The sequence below is a fragment of the Escherichia sp. TW14182 genome (assembly GCF_000208525.1).
Lineage (GTDB): Bacteria > Pseudomonadota > Gammaproteobacteria > Enterobacterales > Enterobacteriaceae > Escherichia > Escherichia ruysiae.
Genome location: NZ_AEJZ01000053.1, coordinates 1 through 26,798, shown reverse-complemented (window position 1 = coordinate 26,798; position 26,798 = coordinate 1). Strand labels below are relative to the sequence as shown.

General features: G+C 48.2%; 26 protein-coding genes and 3 pseudogenes. 19 read left to right on the top strand and 10 right to left on the bottom strand.

Annotated features, from left to right (window positions below; translation table 11 throughout):
* Positions 1-44: 44 nt before the first annotated feature.
* Positions 45-1,250, top strand: a complete 1,206-nt coding sequence (gene puuE / locus EQY_RS0105405; protein ID WP_024212419.1) for a 4-aminobutyrate transaminase — start codon at positions 45-47, stop codon at positions 1,248-1,250.
* A gap of 119 nt (positions 1,251-1,369) precedes the next feature.
* Here puuE and pspF read toward each other — a convergent pair whose 3' ends face one another.
* Positions 1,370-2,347 (bottom strand): phage shock protein operon transcriptional activator, encoded by a 978-nt coding sequence (gene pspF / locus EQY_RS0105400; protein ID WP_024212418.1) that lies wholly within the window; start codon positions 2,345-2,347, stop codon positions 1,370-1,372.
* A 166-nt stretch (positions 2,348-2,513) separates the two neighbouring features.
* Here pspF and pspA point away from each other — a divergent pair, with 166 nt between their 5' ends.
* From pspA to tyrR, 8 genes are all read left to right on the top strand, one after another.
* Positions 2,514-3,182 (top strand): phage shock protein PspA, encoded by a 669-nt coding sequence (gene pspA / locus EQY_RS0105395; protein WP_000511032.1) that lies wholly within the window; start codon positions 2,514-2,516, stop codon positions 3,180-3,182.
* A gap of 53 nt (positions 3,183-3,235) precedes the next feature.
* A complete protein-coding gene (gene pspB, locus EQY_RS0105390; RefSeq protein WP_001274965.1) occupies positions 3,236-3,460 on the top strand; it encodes an envelope stress response membrane protein PspB in 225 nt (74 codons plus the stop codon).
* On the top strand, positions 3,460-3,819 hold the full coding sequence (gene pspC, locus EQY_RS0105385; protein ID WP_000907390.1) for an envelope stress response membrane protein PspC: 360 nt from the start codon (positions 3,460-3,462) through the stop codon (positions 3,817-3,819). The genes pspB and pspC overlap by 1 nt, the downstream gene beginning before the upstream one ends.
* Before the next feature lie 8 nt (positions 3,820-3,827).
* On the top strand, positions 3,828-4,049 hold the full coding sequence (gene pspD, locus EQY_RS0105380; protein ID WP_001295585.1) for a phage shock protein PspD: 222 nt from the start codon (positions 3,828-3,830) through the stop codon (positions 4,047-4,049).
* 74 nt (positions 4,050-4,123) lie between these two features.
* Entirely contained in the window at positions 4,124-4,438 is a 315-nt protein-coding gene (pspE, locus tag EQY_RS0105375; RefSeq protein ID WP_000473117.1) for a thiosulfate sulfurtransferase PspE, read from the top strand.
* Between the two features lie 118 nt (positions 4,439-4,556).
* Complete coding sequence (locus EQY_RS0105370; protein WP_000825806.1) at positions 4,557-5,954, top strand: YcjX family GTP-binding protein; 1,398 nt, start codon at positions 4,557-4,559, stop codon at positions 5,952-5,954.
* Complete coding sequence (locus EQY_RS0105365) at positions 5,951-7,009, top strand: YcjF family protein (RefSeq protein ID WP_000138699.1); 1,059 nt, start codon at positions 5,951-5,953, stop codon at positions 7,007-7,009. Before EQY_RS0105370 ends, EQY_RS0105365 begins: the two co-directional genes overlap by 4 nt.
* Positions 7,010-7,159: 150 nt before the next feature.
* A complete protein-coding gene (gene tyrR, locus EQY_RS0105360) occupies positions 7,160-8,701 on the top strand; it encodes a transcriptional regulator TyrR (RefSeq protein ID WP_010344747.1) in 1,542 nt (513 codons plus the stop codon).
* A gap of 44 nt (positions 8,702-8,745) precedes the next feature.
* Here the strand turns inward: tyrR and tpx are convergent, their stop codons facing one another.
* Positions 8,746-9,252 (bottom strand): thiol peroxidase, encoded by a 507-nt coding sequence (gene tpx, locus EQY_RS0105355; RefSeq protein WP_000078460.1) that lies wholly within the window; start codon positions 9,250-9,252, stop codon positions 8,746-8,748.
* Positions 9,253-9,370: 118 nt separating this feature from the next.
* Here tpx and ycjG point away from each other — a divergent pair, with 118 nt between their 5' ends.
* Positions 9,371-10,336, top strand: a complete 966-nt coding sequence (gene ycjG, locus EQY_RS0105350; RefSeq protein WP_010344733.1) for an L-Ala-D/L-Glu epimerase — start codon at positions 9,371-9,373, stop codon at positions 10,334-10,336.
* Here the strand turns inward: ycjG and mpaA are convergent.
* Positions 10,311-11,039, bottom strand: coding sequence for a murein tripeptide amidase MpaA (mpaA, locus tag EQY_RS0105345; RefSeq protein ID WP_010344731.1), 729 nt, complete (start codon positions 11,037-11,039; stop codon positions 10,311-10,313). The two genes, ycjG and mpaA, sit on opposite strands and share 26 nt — an antisense overlap.
* 182 nt (positions 11,040-11,221) lie before the next feature.
* Here mpaA and mppA point away from each other — a divergent pair, with 182 nt between their 5' ends.
* From mppA to EQY_RS0105330, 3 genes are all read left to right on the top strand, one after another.
* Positions 11,222-12,835: a murein tripeptide ABC transporter substrate-binding protein MppA gene (mppA, locus tag EQY_RS0105340; protein WP_000683030.1), complete on the top strand. Its 1,614-nt coding sequence runs from the start codon at positions 11,222-11,224 to the stop codon at positions 12,833-12,835.
* A 282-nt stretch (positions 12,836-13,117) separates the two neighbouring features.
* Entirely contained in the window at positions 13,118-14,104 is a 987-nt protein-coding gene (locus tag EQY_RS0105335) for a glycoside hydrolase family 25 protein (protein WP_000710188.1), read from the top strand.
* Positions 14,105-14,107: 3 nt separating this feature from the next.
* Complete coding sequence (locus EQY_RS0105330; protein ID WP_024212417.1) at positions 14,108-16,033, top strand: GH25 family lysozyme; 1,926 nt, start codon at positions 14,108-14,110, stop codon at positions 16,031-16,033.
* Between the two features lie 57 nt (positions 16,034-16,090).
* On the opposite strand, the gene ynaI is transcribed toward EQY_RS0105330, so the two are convergent.
* Complete coding sequence (ynaI, locus tag EQY_RS0105325; RefSeq protein WP_000559884.1) at positions 16,091-17,122, bottom strand: low conductance mechanosensitive channel YnaI; 1,032 nt, start codon at positions 17,120-17,122, stop codon at positions 16,091-16,093.
* 243 nt (positions 17,123-17,365) lie between these two features.
* Here ynaI and EQY_RS0105320 point away from each other — a divergent pair, with 243 nt between their 5' ends.
* Positions 17,366-17,623 (top strand): DUF2534 family protein, encoded by a 258-nt coding sequence (locus EQY_RS0105320; RefSeq protein ID WP_000605087.1) that lies wholly within the window; start codon positions 17,366-17,368, stop codon positions 17,621-17,623.
* A gap of 49 nt (positions 17,624-17,672) precedes the next feature.
* Here the strand turns inward: EQY_RS0105320 and uspE are convergent, their stop codons facing one another.
* The 4 genes and pseudogenes from uspE to EQY_RS0105300 all read right to left on the bottom strand — a co-directional run.
* On the bottom strand, positions 17,673-18,623 hold the full coding sequence (gene uspE, locus EQY_RS0105315; protein ID WP_001262134.1) for a universal stress protein UspE: 951 nt from the start codon (positions 18,621-18,623) through the stop codon (positions 17,673-17,675).
* Positions 18,624-18,774: 151 nt separating this feature from the next.
* The gene (fnr, locus tag EQY_RS0105310) at positions 18,775-19,527 is read right to left on the bottom strand and encodes a fumarate/nitrate reduction transcriptional regulator Fnr (protein WP_000611911.1); all 753 of its coding nucleotides are present in this window, start codon (positions 19,525-19,527) and stop codon (positions 18,775-18,777) included.
* Between the two features lie 194 nt (positions 19,528-19,721).
* Entirely contained in the window at positions 19,722-20,237 is a 516-nt protein-coding gene (ogt, locus tag EQY_RS0105305; RefSeq protein WP_000945016.1) for a methylated-DNA--[protein]-cysteine S-methyltransferase, read from the bottom strand.
* A 17-nt stretch (positions 20,238-20,254) separates the two neighbouring features.
* A pseudogene (locus EQY_RS0105300) lies at positions 20,255-20,386 on the bottom strand (hypothetical protein); the annotation flags it as partial.
* Positions 20,387-20,406: 20 nt separating this feature from the next.
* Here EQY_RS0105300 and EQY_RS26720 point away from each other — a divergent pair.
* Positions 20,407-20,602, top strand: a pseudogene (locus EQY_RS26720) (LysR family transcriptional regulator); the annotation flags it as partial.
* Between the two features lie 172 nt (positions 20,603-20,774).
* Here the strand turns inward: EQY_RS26720 and EQY_RS0105295 are convergent.
* Positions 20,775-21,590, bottom strand: a complete 816-nt coding sequence (locus EQY_RS0105295; protein WP_000156571.1) for an AraC family transcriptional regulator — start codon at positions 21,588-21,590, stop codon at positions 20,775-20,777.
* A gap of 96 nt (positions 21,591-21,686) precedes the next feature.
* On the opposite strand from EQY_RS0105295, the gene EQY_RS0105290 reads away from it, so the two are divergent.
* The 3 genes and pseudogenes from EQY_RS0105290 (at position 21,687) to smrA (ending at position 24,972) form a co-directional block, all read left to right on the top strand.
* Positions 21,687-22,715 (top strand): HlyD family secretion protein, encoded by a 1,029-nt coding sequence (locus EQY_RS0105290; RefSeq protein ID WP_000587193.1) that lies wholly within the window; start codon positions 21,687-21,689, stop codon positions 22,713-22,715.
* 2 nt (positions 22,716-22,717) lie between these two features.
* Positions 22,718-24,176 (top strand): annotated as a pseudogene (locus EQY_RS0105285) (DHA2 family efflux MFS transporter permease subunit).
* A 232-nt stretch (positions 24,177-24,408) separates the two neighbouring features.
* On the top strand, positions 24,409-24,972 hold the full coding sequence (gene smrA / locus EQY_RS0105280; RefSeq protein WP_001046841.1) for a DNA endonuclease SmrA: 564 nt from the start codon (positions 24,409-24,411) through the stop codon (positions 24,970-24,972).
* Positions 24,973-24,992: 20 nt separating this feature from the next.
* Here the strand turns inward: smrA and EQY_RS0105275 are convergent, their stop codons facing one another.
* Positions 24,993-26,225, bottom strand: coding sequence for a sensor domain-containing diguanylate cyclase (locus EQY_RS0105275; RefSeq protein ID WP_000207188.1), 1,233 nt, complete (start codon positions 26,223-26,225; stop codon positions 24,993-24,995).
* 257 nt (positions 26,226-26,482) lie between these two features.
* Between EQY_RS0105275 and EQY_RS0105270 the strand changes: the two genes are divergently transcribed.
* Positions 26,483-26,798: CorA family divalent cation transporter (locus EQY_RS0105270; RefSeq protein ID WP_301021454.1), on the top strand; the 316-nt coding region annotated here is incomplete at its 3' end.

Below are 26,798 nucleotides of genomic sequence, written 5' to 3'. Positions count from 1 at the left end.
GTCTCGTTTTCTGGGGATTCCTCAGCCCGCGCGGGGTCGGCGTAATGTGTAACTTCTTCGCCCAGTCGGCTGAAAACGCCACGCTGAAGGATGTTGAAGGCAACGAGTACATCGATTTTGCCGCAGGCATTGCGGTGCTGAACACCGGACATCGCCATCCTGAACTGGTGGCAGCGGTGGAACAGCAACTGCAACAGTTTACCCACACGGCGTATCAGATTGTGCCATACGAAAGCTATGTCACGCTGGCGGAGAAAATTAACGCCCTTGCCCCGGTCAGTGGTCAGGCTAAGACCGCGTTCTTCACCACCGGTGCGGAAGCGGTTGAGAACGCAGTGAAAATCGCCCGCGCCCATACCGGACGCCCTGGCGTGATTGCGTTCAGCGGCGGCTTCCACGGTCGCACGTATATGACCATGGCATTAACTGGAAAGGTTGCACCGTACAAAATTGGTTTCGGCCCGTTCCCCGGTTCGGTGTATCACGTGCCGTATCCGTCAGATTTGCATAGCGTTTCGACGCAAGATTCCCTCGACGCCATCGAACGCTTGTTTAAATCAGACATCGAAGCGAAACAGGTCGCGGCCATTATTTTCGAACCGGTACAGGGCGAGGGCGGATTTAACGTGGCGCCAAAAGAGCTGGTTGCCGCTATTCGCCGCCTGTGCGATGAGCACGGCATTGTGATGATTGCTGATGAAGTGCAAAGCGGTTTTGCGCGTACCGGTAAACTGTTTGCCATGGATCATTACGCCGATAAGCCGGACTTAATGACGATGGCGAAAAGCCTCGCGGGCGGGATGCCGCTTTCGGGCGTGGTCGGTAATGCCAACATTATGGACGCGCCCGCGCCGGGCGGGCTTGGCGGCACTTACGCCGGGAACCCGCTGGCGGTCGCTGCCGCGCACGCGGTGCTCAACATTATCGATAAAGAATCCCTTTGCGACCGTGCGAATCAACTCGGTCAGCGCCTGACGCAAACGCTGATTGAGGCCAAAGAAAGCGTTCCGGCCATTGCTGCGGTACGCGGTCTGGGGTCGATGATTGCGGCAGAATTTAACGACCCGCAAACGGGCGAGCCGTCAGCCGCCATTGCGCAGAAAATTCAGCAACGCGCGCTGGCGCAGGGGCTGTTACTGTTGACCTGTGGCGCATACGGCAACGTGATTCGTTTCCTGTATCCGCTGACCATCCCGGATGCGCAATTCGATGCGGCAATGAAAATTTTGCAGGATGCGCTGAGAGATTAATAGCCCAACGCAATAATGCCTGATACGCTGCGCTTATCAGGCCTGCAAACGACGTATTGATTATGTATGCCGGATAAGGCGTTCACGCCGCATCCGGCAAGTTGTATTGCCCAACTTCGCTAAATCTGGTGTTTTTTCAGCAACGCACGGAACTGATGGTAGGTTAAGCCCAGCAATTCAGCTGCGCGCTTCTGGTTATATTTCCCCTGTTGCAAACTGAGTTGCAGCAACTCTTTTTCCTGCTGCATTTGAAACTCACGTAAATCCAGCGGCAGCGTTGGAAGCGAGGTGTTTTCTGAAACGGCGATAGTGTCTTCAGGTGGACGCCGTTTAAAGGGATCAATAATGATCTCATCAAGCGGATAATCGCTGGTGCCGTGGCGATACACCGAACGTTCCACCACGTTTTTCAATTCACGGATATTTCCCGGCCAGCGATAGTTCAGCAACGTTTCTCTGGCGCGCTTGGTAAAACCAGGAAACAGAGGCAGTTTTATTTCCCGACACATCTGGATGGCGAAGTGCTCCGCCATCAGCATAATGTCGCTTTCACGCTCGCGTAGTGGCGGCAGTTGCACTACATCAAAAGCCAGCCGGTCGAGCAGGTCAGCGCGAAAAGTACCTTCATTGACCATCGCCGGGAGATCGGCATTCGTCGCGCATACCAACCGCACATTCACCTGCAATGGCTGGCTGCCGCCAACGCGCTCCAGTTCACCGTACTCAATCACACGCAATAATTTTTCCTGCACCATCATCGGTGCTGTAGCGAGTTCATCAAGAAATAGCGTACCGCCGTCGGCACGTTCAAATCGTCCCGGATGGCGTTTTTGCGCTCCGGTAAACGCACCGGCTTCGTGACCAAACAGTTCGGAATCCAGCAGATTTTCATTTAACGCTGCGCAGTTAAGGGAAATAAACGGCCCTTGCCAGCGGGAGGAGAGATAATGCAAACGGCTGGCGATCAGCTCTTTACCGGTGCCGCGCTCGCCAATAATCAAAACCGGTTTGTCCAGCGGCGCGAGATGCGAAACCTGTTCCAGCACTTCAAGAAAGCTGTTCGCCTCACCGAGTAAGTTATCTTTGTATTCTGCCATGATGAAATTCGCCACTTGTTAGTGTAATTCGCTAATTCATCCTGGCATGTTGCTGTTGAATCTTCAATCAGATCTTTATAAATCAAAAAGATAAAAAATTGGCACGCAAATTGTATTAACAGTTCAGCAGGACAATCCTGAACGAAGAAATCAAGAGGACAACATTATGGGTATTTTTTCTCGCTTTGCCGACATCGTGAACGCCAACATCAACGCCCTGTTAGAGAAAGCGGAAGATCCGCAGAAACTGGTGCGTCTGATGATCCAGGAAATGGAAGATACATTAGTTGAAGTGCGTTCTACCTCGGCGCGTGCACTGGCGGAAAAGAAACAGCTGACTCGCCGTATTGAACAAGCGTCGGCGCGTGAAGTTGAGTGGCAGGAAAAAGCCGAACTGGCGCTGCTGAAAGAGAGAGAAGATCTGGCGCGTGCGGCGTTAATTGAAAAACAGAAACTGACCGATCTGATTAAGAGCCTGGAACATGAAGTGACGCTGGTGGACGATACGCTGGAGCGTATGAAGAAAGAGATTGGCGAGCTGGAAAACAAATTGAGCGAAACACGTGCTCGCCAGCAAGCATTGATGTTGCGTCACCAGGCAGCAAACTCGTCGCGTGATGTGCGTCGTCAACTGGACAGTGGCAAACTGGATGAAGCAATGGCGCGTTTCGAATCTTTCGAGCGTCGTATCGACCAGATGGAAGCGGAAGCCGAAAGCCACAGCTTCGGCAAACAAAAATCGCTGGACGATCAGTTTGCCGAACTGAAAGCCGATGATGCAATCAGTGAGCAACTGGCACAATTAAAAGCCAAAATGAAGCAAGACAATCAATAATAACATCCAGGCGGCGTCCGAACGCGCCGCCGCTCATCGTCTAAGGAGTACTTATGAGCGCGCTATTTCTGGCTATTCCGTTAACCATTTTTGTGCTGTTTGTTTTACCGATCTGGTTATGGCTGCATTACAGCAACCGATCCAGTCGCGGTGAATTGTCGCAAAGCGAACAGCAGCGATTAGCGCAACTGGCTGATGAAGCAAAACGGATGCGCGAACGCATTCAGGCGCTGGAATCCATTCTTGATGCAGAACATCCGAACTGGAGGGATCGCTAATGGCGGGCATTAATCTCAATAAAAAGTTATGGCGTATTCCACAGCAGGGCATGGTGCGCGGCGTCTGCGCAGGGATTGCCAACTATTTTGATGTACCGGTAAAACTGGTGCGTATCCTCGTGGTGCTGTCGATTTTCTTCGGCCTGGCGCTATTTACCCTGGTTGCTTACATCATTTTGTCATTTGCTCTTGACCCGATGCCGGACAACATGGCGTATGGTGAACAACAACCTTCCAGCAGCGAATTGCTGGATGAAGTCGATCGTGAACTGGCGGCCAGTGAAACGCGTTTACGCGAGATGGAACGTTATGTCACTTCCGATACCTTCACACTGCGTAGCCGTTTCCGTCAATTGTGAGGAAAGTTATGAATACTCGCTGGCAACAAGCTGGGCAAAAGGTGAAGCCTGGTTTCAAATTAGCAGGCAAGCTGGTTCTTCTCACCGCTCTGCGCTACGGCCCGGCGGGTGTGGCGGGTTGGGCGATAAAATCTGTTGCTCGCCGACCACTGAAAATGTTGTTGGCTGTGGCGCTGGAACCGCTGTTAAGTCGGGCTGCCAATAAACTGGCGCAGCGTTATAAAAGGTGAGGGGAGTTTCGCAAAAATTGTTAAATCTCAGGCGTATAATGGATGGCAATTTTCATCCATAGAAGGACGCTTACATGTTTAAAAAAGGCTTACTTGCGCTGACGCTGGCGTTTTCACTGCCTGTTTTTGCTGCTGAACACTGGATCGATGTTCGTGTTCCAGAACAGTATCAGCAAGAACACGTTCAGGGAGCCATCAATATTCCCCTGAAGGAAGTGAAAGAGCGCATTGCCACCGCCGTTCCGGATAAAAACGACACCGTGAAAGTGTATTGCAACGCTGGACGCCAGTCCGGGCAGGCAAAAGAGATCCTCAACGAAATGGGATATACCCACGTTGAGAACGCCGGTGGTCTTAAAGACATTGCGATGCCGAAGGTCAAAGGTTAACAAATTACTTATTGAGCGGTGTAAATAACGCCGCTTATTCATTTGATAAATCAAAATTAACCCACATTATTATCTCCAGCATCTCATCCTTTCTACAGCTTTCTGGCACAGGACAGCAATGAAGCGACTCAAAAATGAACTTAACGCGCTGGTGAATCGTGGCGTCGACAGGCACCTGCGACTGGCGGTAACCGGACTTAGCCGTAGTGGCAAAACGGCGTTTATCACCGCGATGGTCAATCAGTTGCTCAATATTCATGCAGGAGCACGCTTGCCGCTGTTAAGCGCGGTGCGTGAAGAGCGCCTGCTGGGTGTGAAGCGTATTCCTCAACGTGATTTTGGCATCCCACGTTTTACTTACGACGAAGGCCTGGCGCAGTTATATGGCGATCCTCCCGCCTGGCCGACGCCAACGCGCGGCGTCAGCGAAATCCGCCTGGCATTGCGTTATAAATCGAATGATTCGCTACTGCGTCACTTCAAAGACACCTCCACGCTGTATCTGGAGATTGTGGATTATCCCGGTGAATGGCTGCTCGACCTGCCAATGCTGGTGCAGGACTATTTAAGTTGGTCACGCCAGATGACGGGCTTGCTTAATGGTCAGCGCGGCGAGTGGTCGGCAAAATGGCGGATGATGTGCGAAGGGCTTGATCCGTTAGCGCCTGCCGACGAAAACCGTCTTGCAGATATCGCCGCCGCGTGGACCGATTATCTCCACCACTGCAAACAGCAGGGGCTGCACTTTATTCAACCGGGGCGCTTTGTTCTGCCGGGGGATATGGCAGGCGCACCCGCGCTGCAATTCTTCCCGTGGCCGGATGTCGATGCCTGGGGCGAATCGAAACTGGCACAAGCCGATAAGCATACCAACGCCGGAATGCTGCGCGAGCGGTTTAATTATTACTGCGAGAAAGTGGTGAAGGGGTTCTATAAAAACCACTTTTTGCGTTTTGACCGCCAGATTGTGCTGGTGGATTGCCTGCAACCGCTCAACAGTGGACCGCAGGCATTTAATGACATGCGTCTGGCGCTGACGCAGTTGATGCAAAGTTTCCACTACGGGCAACGTACGCTTTTCCGCCGCTTGTTCTCGCCAGTTATCGACAAATTGCTGTTTGCCGCGACGAAAGCGGACCATGTGACCATCGATCAGCACGCCAATATGGTTTCATTACTGCAACAACTGATTCAGGATGCCTGGCAAAATGCGGCGTTTGAAGGGATCAGCATGGATTGTCTGGGGCTGGCCTCCGTACAGGCGACCACCAGCGGCATTATCGACGTCAACGGCGAGAAAATCCCGGCTCTGCGCGGTAATCGACTGAGCGATGGCGCACCGCTCACCGTTTACCCTGGTGAAGTTCCTGCGCGTTTGCCCGGTCAGGCGTTCTGGGATAAGCAAGGCTTCCAGTTTGAAGCGTTTCGCCCGCAGGTGATGGATGTCGATAAACCGCTGCCGCATATTCGCCTTGATGCCGCGCTGGAATTTTTAATAGGAGATAAATTGCGATGACCGAACCGTTAAAACCACGTATTGATTTCGACGGTCCGCTGGAAGTCGATCAGAACCCTAAATTTAAGGCGCAGCAGACCTTTGATGAAAATCAGGCGCAAAATTTTGCCCCGGCAACGCTCGACGATGTGCCGGAAGAAGAGGGGCAAGTCGAAGCGGTAATGGATGCGGCGCTGCGTCCGAAACGCAGTCTGTGGCGTAAAATGGTCATGGGTGGGGTGGCGCTGTTTGGCGCGAGCGTTGTTGGCCAGGGCGTGCAGTGGACGATGAATGCCTGGCAAACTCAGGATTGGGTAGCACTGGGCGGTTGTGTCGCTGGGGCATTGATTATCGGGGCTGGCGTTGGCTCAGTGGTAACAGAGTGGCGACGCTTATGGCGCTTGCGCCAGCGTGCGCACGAACGCGATGAAGCGCGCGATTTGTTGCATAGTCACGGCACTGGCAAAGGGCGCGCATTTTGCGAGAAACTGGCGCAGCAGGCCGGTATTGATCAGTCGCATCCGGCGCTGCAACGCTGGTATGCCTCAATCCATGAAACGCAGAACGATCGTGAAGTCGTCAGTCTGTACGCACATCTGGTTCAGCCAGTGCTGGATGCGCAGGCGCGCAGAGAAATCAGCCGTTCGGCGGCAGAATCTACCCTGATGATTGCCGTAAGCCCGTTGGCACTGGTGGATATGGCGTTTATTGCCTGGCGTAATCTGCGGTTGATTAATCGTATCGCTACGCTCTATGGCATTGAACTGGGTTATTACAGCCGTTTGCGCCTGTTCAAACTGGTATTGCTGAATATCGCTTTTGCCGGTGCTAGCGAGCTGGTGCGTGAAGTGGGGATGGACTGGATGTCACAAGATCTCGCTGCTCGTTTGTCAACGCGTGCTGCCCAGGGGATTGGCGCCGGACTCCTGACCGCGCGACTGGGAATTAAAGCTATGGAACTTTGCCGTCCGCTGCCGTGGATCGACGATGACAAACCTCGCCTGGGGGATTTTCGTCGCCAGCTTATCGGTCAGGTAAAGGAGACGCTGCAAAAGGGCAAAACGACCAGCGAATAATAACGCAATATCGGGTGCTGATCGGATATCTTTACGCCGAAGTGCCCGATTATCCGTCGTTGTGTCAATCTTTGTTGACAGAAATCTTCCTGCCACTCGAATAGTGTCATATCATCATATTAATTGTTCTTTTCTCAGGTGAAGGTTCCCATGCGTCTGGAAGTCTTTTGTGAAGACCGACTCGGTCTGACCCGCGAATTACTCGATCTACTGGTTCTAAGAGGCATCGATTTACGCGGTATTGAGATTGACCCAATCGGGCGGATTTACCTCAATTTTGCCGAACTGGATTTTGACAGTTTCAGCAGCCTGATGGCGGAAATTCGCCGTATTGCAGGTGTTACCGATGTGCGCACTGTGTCATGGATGCCTTCCGAGCGCGAACATCTGGCGTTGAGCGCATTGCTTGAGGCGTTGCCTGAACCCGTGCTTTCGGTCGATATGAAAAGCAAAGTGGATATGGCGAATCCGGCGAGCTGTCAGCTATTTGGTCAAAAACTTGATCGTTTACGCAATCATACCGCTGCGCAATTGATTAACGGATTTAATTTTTTACGCTGGCTGGAGAGTGACCCGCAGGATTCGCATAACGAACATGTGGTGATTAACGGGCAAAATTTCTTGATGGAGATAACGCCGGTTTATTTGCAGGATGAACACGACCAACACGTCCTGACCGGTGCGGTAGTGATGCTGCGCTCGACGATTCGTATGGGGCGTCAGTTGCAAAATGTGGCTGCGCAGGATGTCAGCGCCTTTAGTCAGATTGTCGCCGTTAGCCCGAAAATGAAACACGTTGTCGAGCAGGCTCAGAAACTGGCGATGTTAAGCGCGCCACTGCTGATTACGGGTGACACGGGTACTGGTAAAGATCTCTTTGCTTACGCCTGTCATCAGGCCAGCCCTCGCGCCGGTAAACCTTACCTGGCGCTGAACTGCGCGTCTATACCGGAAGATGCCGTTGAGAGCGAACTGTTTGGACATGCCCCGGAAGGGAAGAAAGGGTTCTTTGAGCAGGCGAACGGCGGTTCAGTGCTGCTGGATGAGATTGGTGAGATGTCGCCGCGAATGCAGGCTAAATTGCTGCGTTTCCTTAATGATGGCACTTTCCGTCGGGTTGGCGAAGATCACGAGGTACATGTCGATGTGCGGGTGATTTGCGCGACGCAAAAGAATCTGGTTGAGTTGGTGCAAAAAGGCGTATTTCGGGAAGATCTCTATTATCGCCTGAATGTGTTGACGCTGAATCTGCCACCGCTGCGAGACTGTCCGCAGGATATCATGCCGTTAACCGAATTGTTCGTCGCCCGCTTTGCTGACGAGCAGGGAGTACCCCGGCCGAAATTGGCTGCCGATCTGAATACCGTGCTGACACGTTATGGCTGGCCGGGTAACGTGAGGCAGTTGAAAAATGCTGTCTATCGTGCACTCACCCAACTGGACGGCTACGAACTGCGTCCACAAGACATTTTGCTGCCAGATTATGACGCGACAACCGTTGCCGTGGGCGAAGATGCGATGGAAGGTTCGCTGGATGAAATCACCAGTCGATTTGAGCGTTCGGTGTTAACCCAGCTTTATCGCAATTATCCCAGCACGCGCAAACTGGCAAAACGTCTGGGCGTTTCACATACCGCGATTGCCAACAAATTGCGTGAATACGGCCTGAGCCAGAAAAAGAGCGAAGAGTAAACACGTAAAATGCCTGATGGCGCAATACCATCAGGCATAATAAATTACGCTTTCAGTACCGCCAGAGCTGCTTCGTAATCCGGCTCAGTGGTGATTTCATTCACCAGCTGGCTGAAAATCACATTGTCATTTTCATCAATTACGACAACTGCGCGCGCAGCCAGACCTTTCAGTGGGCCTTCAGCGATCTCAACGCCGTAAGCTTGCAGAAATTCGCTATTACGGAAAGTGGAAAGGGTGATGACGTTGTTAAGACCTTCCGCACCGCAGAAACGAGACTGGGCGAACGGCAGATCGGCGGAAATACACAGTACAACGGTGTTGTCGATTTCTGTCGCCAGTTGGTTAAACTTACGTACTGATGCGGCGCAAACACCGGTATCAATACTTGGGAAAATGTTCAGCACTTTGCGTTTACCTGCAAACTGCGTGAGGGTGACGTCAGACAGATCTTTTGCCACGAGAGTAAAAGTCTGCGCTTTGCTACCCACTTGCGGGATGGAATTGGCGACTGTAACCGGGTTGCCCTGGAAATGAACGATTTGTGACATGATTATCTTTCCTGTTTACATATAGTTAACGTCATACCTAGTTTATGCTAACTGTCAATAACACAGCAATCGCTATTTGCGCTTAATCCGCAGTCCATCGCGGCAACAAGGAGTAAAGATGAGAACCGTAAAGGTATTTGAGGAAGCCTGGCCGTTACATACCCCGTTTGTAATTGCTCGTGGCAGCCGCAGTGAAGCGCGCGTGGTGGTTGTTGAACTGGAAGAAGATGGTGTTAAAGGTGCTGGGGAATGCACTCCCTATCCGCGCTATGGTGAAAGTGACGCTTCAGTAATGGCGCAAATTATGAGTGTTGTGCCGCAACTGGAAAAAGGGCTGACACGTGAAGAACTGCAAAAAATACTGCCAGCGGGCGCGGCGCGTAATGCGCTGGATTGTGCATTGTGGGATCTCTGTGCACGTAAACAGCAGCAGACGCTGGCTGAATTTATCGGTATAACGCTTCCCGACACCATTACCACTGCACAGACGGTTGTCATCGGTACGCCTGATCAAATGGCCAGCAGTGCTGCGGCACTATGGCAAGCAGGGGCGAAATTGCTGAAAGTGAAACTGGATAACCATCTTATTAGCGAGCGGATGGTGGCAATTCGCTCGGCTGTACCCGATGCGACGTTGATTGTTGATGCGAATGAATCCTGGCGCGCAGAAGGATTGGCAGCGCGATGTCAGTTGCTGGCTGACTTAGGCATCGCGATGCTGGAACAACCGCTTCCCGCACAGGACGATGCGGCGCTGGAGAATTTTATTCATCCGTTACCCATTTGCGCTGATGAAAGTTGTCATACCCGTAGCAATCTGAAGGCGCTGAAAGGGCGCTATGAGATGGTTAATATCAAACTCGATAAAACGGGGGGGCTGACCGAAGCCCTGGCATTGGCGACCGAAGCGCGTGCACAAGGTTTTAGTCTGATGCTGGGCTGCATGTTGTGTACCTCTCGTGCTATTAGCGCCGCTTTACCGCTGGTGCCGCAGGTCAGTTTTGCCGATCTTGATGGACCGACCTGGCTGGCGGTGGATGTGGAGCCGGCGCTACAGTTTACGACCGGCGAATTGCATCTTTAGGATGCCAGCGCAGTAAATTCGCCATTGCAAAGAGATACTTTTCACTGGCTTCATCGGAGGAGATGGGCGGAAACTCGGCGGTAATACAGTGCAGGTTCAGATCCGCACACCAACTGCCGAAGGAGCCGGGGGTTTCGTATCCGACGCTGGTCACCAGCGGCAATTCAAATGCCTGAGCCAGCCACTCACCTAATTCACTGTGTCGGGGATCTTCAATACAAGCCAGCGGATCGTGAAAAGAGACAATCCAGGCGGGGTGGATACGATGAATGAGCTGGCACAAAGCCTGAGTTTCAGGTTCGGAGCCGGGTTTATCGCCGGTCAGCAAGACCACGTCGCGCTCTTCGGCGGCACTGTTCCAGCGGTACACCGTTTCACCTTCCTTCCAGTTCGCCGCCGGAAAGTTTCTGTTTAGATCCACACCATTGGCATTAGCCCGCAGACCAAGCTGGCAACCGTCAGGATTCACACACAGCACGACATGATGGCGGCGCAGAGACGGTGTTAACGTGCGTAATGCGCAGGAGAGGGTGACGACGGAAGAATTTTCGTCGCCGTGGGTGCCAGCCAGGATTAAACCACTTTCGCTGCTGGCGGCAGAAGCCGGAAACCAGATCAACGGCGCACCTAATAATGAACGTCCGTAATGTTCGGTTCCTGGCGGAAAAGCGCCCCGTTCGGCGCGCGGGCGGGTCACGGTCATAATCGTCTCGAATATAAGAAGTATTACAGGCAGTGTTGTGCAAATTTTGCGGATTATCAAATCCTTTTCGACAACGATATGTTATCGATCCTTTATCACTTTTTTGCCGGAAGTTATTTGCATTTCTTCAAGGAGAAACAAATAATTACGCATCATTATTAACGCAGGTTTGAGGGTAACTTATGAAGCACTCTGTTTCAGTCACGTGTTGTGCGCTGTTGGTCAGCAGCATTTCCCTGTCGTATGCTGCAGAAGTTCCGAGCGGCACAGTACTGGCAGAGAAGCAGGAGCTGGTGCGCCACATTAAAGATGAGCCTGCGTCGTTAGATCCCGCCAAAGCAGTGGGCCTGCCGGAGATTCAGGTCATTCGCGATTTGTTTGAAGGTCTGGTGAATCAAAACGAGAAAGGGGAGATTGTCCCCGGCGTTGCGACTCAGTGGAAAAGTAATGACAATCGTATCTGGACTTTTACCCTGCGCGATAACGCAAAATGGGCGGATGGCACACCGGTAACGGCGCAAGATTTTGTCTATAGCTGGCAACGTCTGGTGGATCCCAAAACATTGTCGCCATTTGCATGGTTTGCCGCGCTGGCGGGAATCAACAACGCACAAGCGATTATTGATGGTAAAGCCACGCCTGACCAGCTTGGCGTCACCGCAGTTGATGCCCATACTTTGAAAATTCAGCTTGATAAACCATTGCCGTGGTTTGTGAATTTAACCGCTAACTTTGCCTTCTTCCCGGTGCAAAAAGCCAACGTAGAAAGTAGTAAAGAGTGGACGAAACCCGGAAATCTGATCGGCAATGGCGCTTATGTTCTTAAAGAGCGCGTAGTTAATGAAAAACTGGTCGTGGTGCCGAATACCCATTATTGGGATAACGCCAAAACGGTGCTGCAAAAAGTGACCTTCCTGCCAATTAATCAGGAATCCGCAGCCACTAAGCGTTATCTTGCAGGCGATATTGATATCACTGAATCCTTCCCGAAAAATATGTACCAGAAACTGTTGAGGGATATTCCTGGGCAGGTTTACACGCCGCCACAGTTGGGGACGTATTATTATGCATTTAACACGCAAAAAGGGCCGACGGCAGATCAACGAGTGCGTCTGGCATTAAGTATGACGATTGATCGCCGCCTGATGACGGAAAAAGTGCTGGGTACAGGTGAAAAACCAGCATGGCATTTCACGCCAGATGTTACTGCCGGATTTACGCCAGAACCTTCGCCGTTTGAACAAATGAGTCAGGAAGAACTGAATGCCCAGGCGAAAACATTGTTGAGCGCCGCCGGGTATGGTCCACAGAAGCCGTTAAAACTTACACTGTTATATAACACTTCGGAAAATCACCAGAAAATTGCCATCGCTGTGGCGTCGATGTGGAAAAAGAATCTTGGCGTAGATGTCAAACTGCAAAATCAGGAATGGAAAACCTATATCGACAGCCGTAATACCGGCAATTTTGATGTTATCCGCGCCTCGTGGGTTGGGGATTATAATGAACCATCAACCTTCCTGACGCTGTTAACGTCAACGCACTCAGGAAATATTTCCCGCTTTAACAATCCGGCATACGACAAAGTGCTGACTCAGGCATCGACTGAAAACACCGTTAAAGCACGCAACGCCGATTACAACACGGCAGAGAAAATCCTCATGGAGCAAGCACCGATTGCGCCAATTTATCAATATACCAATGGACGGCTAATCAAGCCGTGGCTGAAAGGTTATCCCATTAATAACCCGGAAGATGTGGCTTATAGCCGGACTATGTATATTGTAAAACATTGATTATGTTCTCATCTGGCGCAAAAGTTGCGCCAGATTTTACAACCCCGATAAAATTTCTCTCTTTTTTAAATTTACCCTATAAAAGATTGCTCTCAAGATGAGACTGTGAAATTTCCAGTTTATATTAAGTACAAACTCTAATCATAAATTTTATTTGTCTGCTGTATTACATACTCCAAATATAAGCTGTGCTTTACTTTTTTTTACAACGTGAATGCATTTCATCACTTGTAAAACATCTTCATTTGAAAATAAACACACAGCTAAAAATGGGGTGGTAAAATGAAAAAAGCCTCTGCTATTCCGTTAGTTATCTCTCTATTCCTCTCTCATTATTCTTCTTTTAGTCTGGCCGCAGAGCCGCTTCCCGATGCCGCATCACTGGGACTGGAAAACTTAACTCATGATCTCTCACGACAGGAGTTATTTGTAAAAATCCTGGGATCAGATCTTTCCCGTGAAATGGAATATGACACGTTCGCAGTAAAAAAATACTTTAAATTTCCGACTGATGTCTCTTATGACTCGGTATTAAATCAACCGCGACCAAGTTCTTTATTTGGAGTGGATATCAGCCATCATAACGGTAAGAATTTTCCAATCGAACTGTTGGCAAAAAATAAGTCTGTGTTTCTGTATATGAAGTCCAGTCAAGGAACGCGTTATGTCGATCCCGAATTTTCCGGTTTCTGGCAACGGGCCGGGGATACGGAACGGGGGGTAAAATTACACCGTGGAGCATATCATTTTCTTTCCAGCGGCACTCCGGCAGACGACGCTGAAACATGGGGACGTAAGCAGGCGATGACGTTTGTTAAAATTATTAAAGCTAACGGGGGATTACGCGCAACGGATATGCCACCGGCGGTGGATGTGGAGTGGGATGTGGACTCATCAACGGGTAAGGATCTTTGGCAAAAGCGTAAACCTGCTGAAATTATAACGATGATCAAGGCGTTTACCGCACAGGTCGAAGCCGATTTAGGGCGTAAACCGGTTATCTACACTGCGCGAGCCTGGTGGAAAGATGCCGTTGGTGGGGAAAATAGTTTTGCCCAGGTTGCAGATCACAAACTGTGGCTGGCTGATTACTCTAATCAGGCTCAGGCCAGTGAAACCCCGCGTTCAATCAACCAGACAAAATGGGCGATCTGGCAGTTCACCGACGCAGCACAGCTTAATTTAGGATCGAGTAAGAAGTTTGATGCCAGTATTTATAAAGGTCCAATTGCTGAATTTTATACCACTTTGGGCGTGCAGGAATTTTAACTTATGAACAGACGATGGCTTACTTTATGTATATCAGTTCTGGGGCTATTCGTTGCCGGAATATCACAGGGAATATCAGATGCACGTGCAGATGATATTTGTAAAAATGGTGCAATGGTTCCTGATGAGTATTGTCGTTTTTTTATCCATTATGGGCCTGAGGCTCCTGGTAAACTGGATATCAGAATCAGTGATGCGTTAAAAATACCAGATCAGGATGCAGCGAAAACCCGCGCGATTGGGCTGATTATTTCAATTTCAAAATATCCACTGTTACATGCAGATATTCCAGCAGCTGCAGTAGACGGTCAAAGAATGGCTGATTTTCTTATTAATGGGCAAAAGTTTGATGAGGTTATTTTACTGAAAGATCAGGATGCGTCACTGGATAACATTAATTATTTTCTGAAAGAATATCTCCCTGCCAGAGGGATGATGTTTGATAAGAAAGCTCGCTTGTTAATTGCTTATTCAGGTCATGGGCGTTTTGGCACTCAAAATGGTAATTCTGATAAGGCACCGGCATTTGTTTTGAGTAATGCTACAGATATTGATGGTTCAAAAGGTATGTATGAAATGCCAGCTTTGAATGCTCAACTCAACATTCTGGCAAAGCGTTATTTCCATATTTTGACTTTAGTCAATGCTTGTTTTGGTTCAGGTCTTTTTGGCATGACAGATGGCGCAGGGAATTCAAACGCGTATAGTAAACCAGGTGCGTATGCGATAGCCGCTGGTGATGATAAAACAGAAGTTTATTCCCTGGAAAAAGATAAAGGCAGTGTATTTTTTGATACCCTTATAAAAGGAGTTGCTGATGGCATTGCCGACGAACGCTTCGGGAAATCGTATATGGTAAAAATTGATGGTAAAAAGGAATACTACGCGGGCATTACCCGAACATTAAGTTTGTTTATCTATGTGAACGACCAATATATAAAAATCAATGAAAAACTGGACGAGGAAGGGAAAGGAATACATCTTAGTGATGCCTGGATAGGAGCAACAGAAAACCCAGCCGGACCGGGTGGATTCTTCTTTATTAACGATCCTGCGGTCAGTCATCTGGATAAAAAAACACAATTATCAGCCGGGAATGCAGATGAATTTACGAATGTTGATAAGACCGCATATTCTATTAAAGAACCGCCTACTGCGCCAGATGAACCAAAGAACAAAGATATAATACCTATTGAAATTCCTTATGGCCCCGTAAGTGCAATTCCCAACCGACCTGATATCCGTATCTTCAAAACACCGGATATTTACCCGATCAGTGGCCATGATATCTCGTCTAACGATGGCGAAATCGACTGGAAATTGTTTCAGGAGAAATCACCTGCGCGTTTTGTCTACGTGAGAGTGGTTGGCTGGAGAGGGCCAGACTCGTCGTTTAAGGCTCACTGGAAGCAATTAGCAGATTCAAAATTTGATCGCGGAGGCTATTTTAAATTTGATTTTTGCCGCACTCCTGAGGCGCAACTGGAAACAGCAAAAAGCCTGCTGCCTGAAGACCCGAAAATGTTGCCTCCCGGTATTTTACTGGTGAATCCAGAAGGTGAAGATACAACCCAACTGGCTTGTTTTAAAAAATCGGGAATGGTGAATGCACGGAATGATATTTTACGTTTTGCTGCCCTGATATATAAAAATTACCATAAAATACCAATATTTTATGGCAATCATAATAATTTGTCCCATTTCATGGACAGTCGGTTCGACCAGTATATGGTGTGGATGGGGTATTGGGGACAAGCTGGTGTGAAGCTTGAGGGGCGTAATCCCTGGACACTTTGGCAATATTCAGGAAACGAAAAGGTGCCGGGCATTGGTCACAGCACAGAGTCAGAAGTATTCTTTGGTACTGAAGAACAGTATGCCCAGTTTAAAGCGGGTGAGAATAATGTCGCTCTGGCTGCGGTAAATTGAGGAAATAAATAAAACCGGATGTCGAATATTATTATCGTCATCCGGTTTTGTTGAGTTTTATTTAAGCTGTTCGGGAGGTGTAATATTATCCATATACAGCGTCTGGCTGGGGAACGCAAAATCCGCGCCGTGCGACTGCACAATATCGATAATCTTCAAATAAACATCCTGCTGGGCGGCCAGCCATTCGGCCCAGACCGTGGTCTTAGTAAAGCAATAGACCATAATATTTAATGACGAATCGGCAAACTGGTTGAAATAAACCAGTAAGGTTTGTCGCTGGTCGATAGCAGGGTGATTTTTCAGCATCTCACGTACGGCTTCGACAATAGCCCCAACTTTTGCGGCATCTTCATAACGTAAACCAATAGTAGTGGTAATACGCCGGTTGGTCATTCGCCCCGGGTTTTCTACGCTAATGGACGAAAAAAGCGAGTTTGGTACGTACAGTGGGCGATTATCAAAGGTGGTGATTTTTGTAATACGCCAGCCAATTTCTGCTACTGTGCCTTCGATATTCCTGTCCGGTGAACGGATCCAGTCGCCAATACTAAAGGGGCGATCGAAATAGAGCATAATCCCGGAAAAGAAGTTACTCAGAATATCTTTACCGGCCATACCGACAGCCAGACCACCAATACCACCAAAGGTCAACAAACCGGAAAGGCTCATGCCGAAATGTTCGCCATAAAGCAGAACAATCACCACGATAATGCTGATTTTGATGATGCGCGACATAATCCGCGCACTGGTGATATCTCGACCTTTTTTTATCTGTTGCCTTTCAAACTGATTAATCAGGAGAAATAACTTAACCGTCAGAATAAGCGCAATCAGTGACGTACAGATAAAATCGATAACGCCTGGGGTGATAAATTTGAGTTTGTAATTTTCAATAACATAATTAATGATGCTACCGACAGCACTGATAATTATGGTGTAGATCAAAAATTGAACCGCATGGAATAAGAATCCTTTTCTTTTACGATTTCCACGACGAAACCAAAAGCTCATCAGAATCAATGCTGCGCAGCTACCGAAAATAATGACCAGATTAAGCGCATTATTTGTAAACAGTTCAGCGATCATTGTTTTATCAGGCTCCTCCAGATAATTGATGTCATGCCGGAAACCCCTGGCGGGGGTATTTTATCGCGATAATTCATTCATATCATCAATAGACAGGGAAGGAAGTAGCAACATTAGCGAATTTATCAATGGGTTGATGATTTGAACGACAACAATCTCGTGCTTTCGGGGCAGACAACGAGGAAATGTCATGATATTGTTACACACAAGTAACAAAGGGTTTATCTGCATAAGGATTACATCATGATCATGGCGAAGCTGAAGTCAGCAAAGGGGAAGAAGTTTCTCTTTGGTCTGTTGGCGGTTTTCATTATTGCGGCGTCAGTTGTGACTCGCGCGACTATCGGCGGTGTTATCGAACAATATAATATTCCGCTTTCTGACTGGACGACATCAATGTATGTGATTCAGTCATCGATGATTCTTGTTTATAGTCTGGTCTTTACTGTATTGCTGGCAATCCCGCTGGGAATTTATTTCCTCGGTGGTGATGAGAAGTAAATAAAAGAAAGGCCCGAGATATCGGGCCTTGCAATTAATTGATAAACAATTAATCGTCTTCTTCGTCATCCAGTTCTACAGGCGTCTGGTACTGGTCAGGTTTAATCACCAGCAAATCGCAGCGGAGATGATCAATCACCTGTTCAGCCGTATTACCAAGGAATGCCGCAGAGATACCGGTGCGTCCCACAGTGCCAAGAACGACAATCCCTGCCTGCAAATGTTCGGCCAGATCTGGAATCACTTCTTCTGGCAGACCTTTTTCAACGTGCGTCATGTTTTCATTAATGCCGAATTTCTGCCGCAGGGCTTTCATCGCCAGCAAATGTTGTCCACGAATGGCATCGTTATAAACGCTTGGATCAAATTCCGGCAGTTCAATGGCAATATTGATAGGTGTTACGGGGTAGGCGCCAACCAGATGGACTTCGGTGTGATTTACCTGTTCAGCCAGCTCGATCGTTTCTTTCACCAGTTTTTCATTGAGCGCATTATGATATGGCTCTTCACTGGCGAGGTTCACCGCCACCAGCGCCTTACCACCTTCAGGCCACGGTTGGTCTTTCACCATCCACACCGGGCTTGGGCATTTGCGTAACAGGTGCCAGTCGGTAGGGGTGAAAATAACCGCTTCCAGACGGTCATGTTGGTGCGCCATTTTTAGCACCAGATCGTGCCCACTGCTAACCACTTCCTGAATGATGGCTTCGAAAGGACGGTTATGCCATACCACTTTAATTTCAATCGGGACGCCAGCGTTGAGATAATACTTTGCCTGCTCATGGATCCAGGCAGTACGCTGGCTGATGACGCCCTGACGCATCGCGGTACGTTCGTCCGGGGAGAGCAGGGTGGTCATTTCGTATGAGAAGTCATAAATCGGCAAAAAGGCTTTAATTTTGCCACCAATCCGTTGATGTAAATAAACAGCTCGCCGTAATGCCGGTTGATCGTCCTGGTTAGGATCGATAACAACGAGCATGTTCTGATACATAGCCATACAGGGTCTCCTTACAACAACTGTCAACGCAGTTTGTAATTAAAAGATTAACCCATATCTGGTGAATGAAACAGTGATGAACCTTCTGCCAGATCAATAAATCAGAAAAATTTAATGATATGACAGAAGGATAGTTGATTATGCGGAAAAATCAGGCAACGTTGCGCGTATGACCAGCAAGCTGAGCCAGCGCATCGTTATTTTCGATGGTGATGTATTTACCTTTGACCGCCAACATGCCGCTTTTCTGGAAACGACCCAGCAGACGACTGATGGTTTCTACCGTCAGGCCAAGATAGTTACCGATATCGCCACGAGTCATCGTCAGGCGGAATTCACGAGGGGAGAAGCCGCGTTGGGCAAAACGACGGGACAGGTTGTAGATAAAAGCAGCCAGGCGTTCTTCTGCATTTTTCTTCGACAACAGCAGGATCATGTCCTGATCGCCTTTGATTTCACCGCTCATCAGACGCATCATCTGCTGACGCAGATTCGGCATTTTACCAGACAGATCGTCCAGGGTTTCGAACGGGATTTCACATACCATTGAGGTTTCCAGTGCCTGGGCGAAACTCGGGTGATGACCGCTACCAATAGCGTCAAAACCTACCAGATCGCCTGCTAAATGGAAGCCAGTGATTTGCTCGTCGCCTTGCTCTGTGATGGTATAACTTTTAATCGTACCGGAGCGGATGGCATAAAGCGATTTAAGTTCATCACCAGCCTTAAACAGCGTCTGGCCTTTCTGAATAGGCTTCTTTCGCTCGATGATATTATCAAGCTGATCAAGCTCATGTTCGTTGAGTGTGAACGGGATGCAAAGCTGACTGATGCTGCAATCCTGGCAATGGATAGCACAACCGCCAGACTGAATGCGCCGTATAATTCGCTTTTCCGGGATCATAGGTCTGCTCAAGCCGTAATTGATATTTGTCAATTTTAACATCTTTTTAGGGAGCAAGTAAGTCTAAGCAAACCTTAACAGCGGAGAATTCCGATAATAGATGTAAATTTATGTCTATCCCTTTGAAAAGCTTTAAATTGTTAAGGGTAACTTTACATAAAACTGTGAAAAAATCGGCACAAATTGTTTAAGGTTTACAGTAGCAGATAGCCTTCATGGCGCAATAACCACTCTTTTCGCTGCACTCCGCCTGCATATCCTGTCATCGTGCCGTTTCGTCCAATAACCCGGTGGCAAGGGACGACGATGCTGATCGGATTAGAGCCATTTGCTGCGCCAACGGCACGCGCTGCACCTGGTCGACCCAGATATTCAGCCAGTTGACCGTAATGCATTACCTGCCCGCAGGGGATAGTGCGCAGTGCCTTCCAGACTTCGCGCTGAAATGGCGTGCCTCCCGTGGCGGTAGGAAGCGTATCAATAATGCTAAGATTCCCGGCGAAATAGTCACGAAGCTTGTCGCTTAAACCACCTGGGTTGGTGGCAGAAATGCGCTTATAACCTTCTTTGCGATAATGGATGTCCAGCAGCTGCACCATGCGTTCGCTGTACTCTTCCCATTCAACCGCCCGCAGACGAAATTGTTCATCGCAGATCACCCACAGCGGTCCCAGTGGCGTGGCAATTTTTTCTTCAAGTAATCTCAGCATCCGTTCTCTCTTAAGACTTAAGACAAACGTGGGTAAATCCCCGAACCAATAGGCAGACCGATAAGATACCACGCCAGCAACATTAGCAGCCATACCACCAAAAAGATTAAGACTAACAAAGAGTAAGTAGCTGGTTTCGCGTCTGGTTTGTCGCAGTCTGGTAGCATAAAGCGATTTTTTGATTTTTCAGCCTGAAGAAATGAGGGCAATCCTTCACATGGATCGAGGCTGGAATAATTCCAGTCAGCGAAATTTTACCGAAGGCGACCTGTTATTTGATTCAGCAGCGTGATAGCCGCCAGGCACCACTGATCTCGTCATTCATCACCCAATCCCGGCGAGAATGTGGTTATTTACAGAGCTAAAAATGAATAAAAAAATAGAGCCTGTCGACATCCGCCAGACTCTACAGTACACACAGCAGTGCATCCGCGTCTTAAATCCGGCCTGGGTTCCTGGTGACCGGTGACAGTGTTATAACGGTTTTGCCCATCCGTTGCCAATTTTCTTCAGTGACAGATTTCACGAAAATATAAGTTAAATCATTCGTCTCGTGATTGCATAATCATGCATCGCTAATCGACTGGTAAATTTACCGGGCGAGTAACCCGTTCGACGCTTAAACATATTGCCGAACGATTCGGCTGAGGCATAGCCCAGACGATGGGCAATTTTGGCCAACGAATATCCATCATCAAGAAGCGTTACTGCAGAAATAACGTGCATTTGCTGAACCCAGTGGCGAAATGTTAATCCCGTTTCTTTAACAAATAAGCGCATGAGTGTACGGCTACTGACGTTAATTTTATCCGCCAGATTATCCAGTGTTGGCAGATACCCTTGGTTGTTTAGCAAATTCTCACAAAGCTGCTGTAGCCGCTCATCATTTGGCCAGGGGAGTTCAAGTGACATTTTCACCCCCATTTTTATTTCCTGAAGTATCAGTGTCTCGAGGGCTGAAAAACGTAACTGTTGTTTATCTGTGGTATTTTGCGACGGTGGAAGTTGGTTAATTGCAATTAGTAATTCCCTTAACAGGGGTGAAATACCGGTCATGAAGCAAACTTTTCCCAGCGTTTCACTTTCCGCTTCTGAAACCAGTACGGTTTTTAAAAGTACGTTGCCCGTCGCAACAAACTTATGCGGCATTTGTGGAGGCAGCCAAAGCGCGCTGCTGGCATGGACTAGCCAGACGCTTTCTCCAGCCCATACACGAACGACGCCTTCAGCCGGGTAAAGCAACTGGGCATAGAGATGTTTATGCCAGGGAACTGTGCCTCCATTCAGATGTTCCGAATCCAGTCCGATAATGTGATGCCCTGGTGATGCTTTGGGTTGCAGTGTGATTGTCATTTACAGTAGGTATTTTGTCATAAATCATCAAATAAGCCATGTTAAATTTTAAATATGACGTATGCAAGTTTCCGGATATATACGGTGTAAAGAGTGATGATAATTTCTAAAAAACAGCTTATTGGGGTGGTTGCGATCGGTATTCTTTTGGCTGGCGTTGTCTTTTTTATCTGGTGGGTAAGCAAAGGAAGATTTATACAGACGACGGATGATGCTTACATTGGCGGTAATATCACCACGGTGGCAAGTAAAGTTTCTGGTTATATTTCTGCTATAGAGGTGCTCGATAATCAGAGCGTAAAAAAAGGCGATATTATCCTGCGTCTCGATGATCGGGATTATCGTGCAAATGTCGCCAGGCTTGAGGCAAAAATAAAAAGTAGCAAAGCCAATCTCGAAAGCATTCAAGCCACTATTGCGATGCAGCAGTCGATAATTCAAAGTGCCAGTGAAACATGGCAGGCAGTAAAACATGAGGCGCAAAAGCGCCTGCGAGATACTGAACGTTATGAAAAACTCGCACAATCAGCGGCAATATCGCAACAAATTATTGATAACGCCAGGTTTGACTACCAGCAGGCCGCAGCAAAGGAGCGCAAAGCCGCGAACGATTTCCTGGTGGAGAAGCAACGGCTGGCGGTTTTATCTGCTCAGGAAGAAAATGCACGTGCGAGTATCGAAGAAGTTCAGGCCGCTCTGACTCAGGCACTACTGGATCTGGAATATACCCTTGTTCGTGCGCCGATTGATGGCATTGTTGCAAACCGCAGCGCCCATACAGGCAGTTGGGTGGAGGGCGGCACATCGTTAGTTTCACTGGTACCAGTCAGTGAGTTGTGGGTTGATGCAAATTTTAAAGAAAACCAAATAGCGGGAATGAAGCCTGGAATGAAGGCTGAGATCCGCGCAGATGTGCTCAAAGGGAAAGTGTTCAAGGGCTATGTTGAGAGTCTCGCCCCAGCGACAGGTGCCAGTTTCAGTTTGATCCCGATAGAAAATGCCACCGGAAATTTTACCAAAATTGTCCAGCGTGTTCCGGTACGGATTGCCTTTGACAGGCCAACAGAATTAAAGCAACTCCTTCGTCCGGGGCTGTCAGTCACTGTTAGTATTGATGAAAAATGATGATGGGGATGGCTATGCGTAAACATATTGCCTTCGCCAGTATGTGTATTGGGTTATTTATTGCTCAGCTTGATATTCAAATTGTTTCGTCATCCCTAAATGAAATAGGTGGTGGTCTGTCCGCAGGTAAAGACGAAATGGCCTGGCTTCAGACCAGCTATTTAATTGCTGAGATTATTATTATTCCGCTCTCTGGGTGGTTGTCACGGGTATTTTCCACTCGTTGGCTTTTTACGCTATCTGCGGGAATATTTACTTTAATGAGTATCGCTTGTGGTCTTGCATGGAATATTCAGAGCATGATTTTGTTTCGTGCTTTACAGGGAGCTGCTGGCGCATCCATGATCCCTTTAGTTTTCACGACGGCATTTATTTATTACCAGGGCAAAGAGTTGGGGTTGGCTGCTGCGGTAGTCAGTGCGCTGGCCTCATTGTCACCGACGCTAGGGCCAACTCTGGGGGGCTGGATCACTGATAACCTCGACTGGCGATGGCTATTTTATATCAATATATTACCGGGCATATATTTAGTTTTGAGTATTCCTTTTCTGGTTAATTTTGATAAACCTGATCTCTCTTTACTGAAAGTTGCTGATTATCCTGGTATTATCCTGTTGGCTCTGACACTAGGATGTCTGGAATATACCCTTGAAGAAGGAGCGCGCTGGGGATGGTTGAATGACAATACTATTTTGCTGACATCAGTTCTGGCATTGGTGAGTTTTACTTTATTTGCTGCGCGTACACTTACAATATCCAATCCGATCATGGATCTTCATGCTTTTAAGGATAAAAATTTTACGCTGGGATGTTTTTTTTCTTTTTCTGGAGGAGTTGGGATATTCTCTACTGTATATTTAATACCTGTATTTTTGGGGCGGGTTCGCGGATTAAATGCCGAAGAGATAGGTTTTGCCGTTTGCACAACAGGTATCTTCCAGTTACTTTCTGTTCCCTTTTACTTCTGGTTAACTAAAAAAATAAATCTGCGATGGCTGTTGATGGCGGGGCTGGGGGGATTTGTGTTTTCAATGTATCTTTTTACCCCTATAACCCACGAATGGGGATGGCAGGAGTTACTGTTTCCACAGGCCATCAGAGGGATTTCGCAGCAGTTTGCGATGGCTCCCATCGTAACATTAACGCTGGGAAGAATTCCCAAAGAACGGCTGAAGTTAGCCTCAGGTGTATTTAATTTAACACGTAATCTTGGGGGCGCGATTGGTATTGCCCTGTGTGGCACTATTCTCAATAACCGAACTAATTTTCATTTTTTGAGAATGGGTGAAAAAATGGTTTCTGTTCCCCATACGGTGAATGACTTCATTTCCAGAAGTGCTTTATTTTTTAATCGCAGTGGAAGTGACCAGACATCGGAAATACTGGCTTCAACCAAATTGTTGAGTCAATTGATGTTGCGGGAGGCACAAACTATGGCATTTTCGGATACCTTTCTGCTAATCAGTGGCCTGTTACTCATCGCATTTATGTTGACTCCTGCGATGAACAAATCACCCTGATCGGATGCCTGTGCTGAATTAAACCCGGTCTAAACTGTTCGATACTGTCACCAGGCTAGTATAAAATGCCCCGCCAGTGCAGACACCAGCAGGTATGGAGCAAAGTATTGTTTCAATCTGTGAAGTGAACGATGCCGCAAATATCAGATGTGTGAAGGTGCATAGGAGGTTACATGAACCTTGACGACAAATCGCTGTTTCTTGACGCCATGGAAGATGTCCAGCCACTGAAGCGCGCTACAGATGTCCACTGGCATCCAACGCGTAACCAACGTGCGCCGCAGCGTATCGACACGCTGCAACTTGATAATTTCCTTACTACTGGATTTCTCGACATCATCCCGCGAAGCCAGCCGCTGGAGTTTCGGCGAGAAGGGCTGCAACATGGGGTGCTGGATAAGTTACGCAGCGGTAAATATCCGCAGCAGGCCAGCCTGAATCTTCTACGTCAGCCGGTGGAAGAGTGCCGCAAAATGGTGTTCATTTTTATTCAACAGGCATTGGCGGATGGTTTACGTAACGTGCTGATTATTCATGGCAAAGGGCGGGACGATAAATCGCACGCCAACATTGTTCGCAGCTATGTGGCGCGCTGGCTGACTGAATTTGATGATGTCCAGGCATATTGTACCGCGCTACCGCATCATGGCGGCAGCGGGGCGTGTTACGTCGCACTCCGTAAAACGGCGCAGGCGAAGCAGGAAAACTGGGAGCGCCACGCTAAACGCAGCCGTTGATCACGGGACGCTTCCGTGGCTTATGCTGCCAGCACGCGGTTGCGTCCATCATTTTTTGCCCGATACAACGCATCATCGACCCGTTTAAACAGTTCATCGATACTTTCATTTCCTTCGTGATGCGCCACGCCAATACTGACGGTGAAGCGCGGCAAGCCCGAAATGCTCACTTTTGCCACGCTCAAGCGGATCGTTTCAGCCAAGGAAAGTGCAGTATCCAGAGGGGTTCTGGGCAATAATAAGACGAACTCTTCACCACCCCAGCGAAACACCAAATCGCCTTTGCGGGCGCTGCTTTCGAGTGTACGGGCAAGCGTGCATAACACTTCATCCCCTTTCTGATGACCGTATAAGTCATTGATATGTTTAAAACGATCGGTGTCGATGAGCAACAAACTGTAGTCCTGAGCGATTGCCAGGTGCTGCATCTGTCCTGGGTCAGTTATGTGGTAAAACTGTCGACGGTTAAGTAACCCCGTTAGCGCATCATGGTGGGCAGCATGTTCCAGCTGTTCCTCCAGCCGTTTTTGCTCAGTAATATCATGTACGATACATAACATTAACCTGTCACCGTAAATCTCAATTGGCCCAGCATAAGTTTGTACGTGTCGAACGGAACCATCTGCCAGTTTATGGACAAAATTGAGGGGTTTATGCCCGCCGGGCAAACGTGAAATTTCATGCATGACAGGCATAACGCGACGCCCAAGCATATTAATTTCCCAGGTGTGTTTCTGACACATTGTTTCATGGTTATAGCCATAGAAATTAAGCGCGGCCAGATTAGCATCGACGATTTGGCCATCACGCGAGGGATCTATCAACAACATTGGCGCGGAGTTAGTCAGAAAAAAACGAGCATAAAACCCTTGTTTTTTACGTTGATAATTCGCTGAACGGCTGGCCTTTAAACCCAGAGTTGCGGGTGTTTCCATTCCTTCAAATATAATGACTTTTCCAGTGTCACTAATCTCGTTGAGGGTCAACCGACAGCTTAATGCTGTATCTTCACCATTACGCTGGACAGTGAGGATTTCTACAATATCAAGCTGGTTATGCAGGTCTGTCAGGTATTTTGGCAGTTCGTTTTGCGAGGAGATGGAATAGAGCCCGGTACGTAGCTGACTAAAAGTGCGTTCTTGCATCAACAGTCGCGCAGCACTATTGGCATAAATTAATTTTTCCTCGAAAGGGGAAACGATCCAGACAGGACTTGTTAATAAGTCCAGAGTATTGAAGTTGTGCGTAGTCATTGAAATCCCGTTATTTTTATCAATCTTTTGTTACTACCTGATCGCAAAAATGCCACGACAAATGATCAGATAATTCTGATAATGATAGACGCTATTTAACGCTTTACACGTTTTCAAATCAGGAAAAGTATTTTGCTTTCTGTATTTAATTTTGACAGGATTTTATTAATCATTTCAGGGTAATGGGGTGATGAGATTTTGCGTAACATGACCAGAAGACTAGACTACAAAATAATCCGTTGATGATGGAGGCAACTGTGGAAGTGATTAAGGGAGCGGACGTAAATGTCCCGGATGCAGTATTTGCCTGGATTCTGGATGGCAAAGGTGGCGTTAAACCGCTGGAAAATACAGATGAGATAGATGAAGCGCATCCTTGCTGGCTCCACCTCAATTATGTGCACCATGACAGCGCCCAGTGGCTGGCGACGACACCACTGCTGCCAAATAATGTGCGCGATGCGCTGGCGGGAGAAAGTACACGGCCCAGAGTCAGTCGTCTTGGCGAAGGGACGCTGATTACTTTGCGCTGCATTAATGGCAGTACTGATGAACGTCCCGACCAGTTGGTGG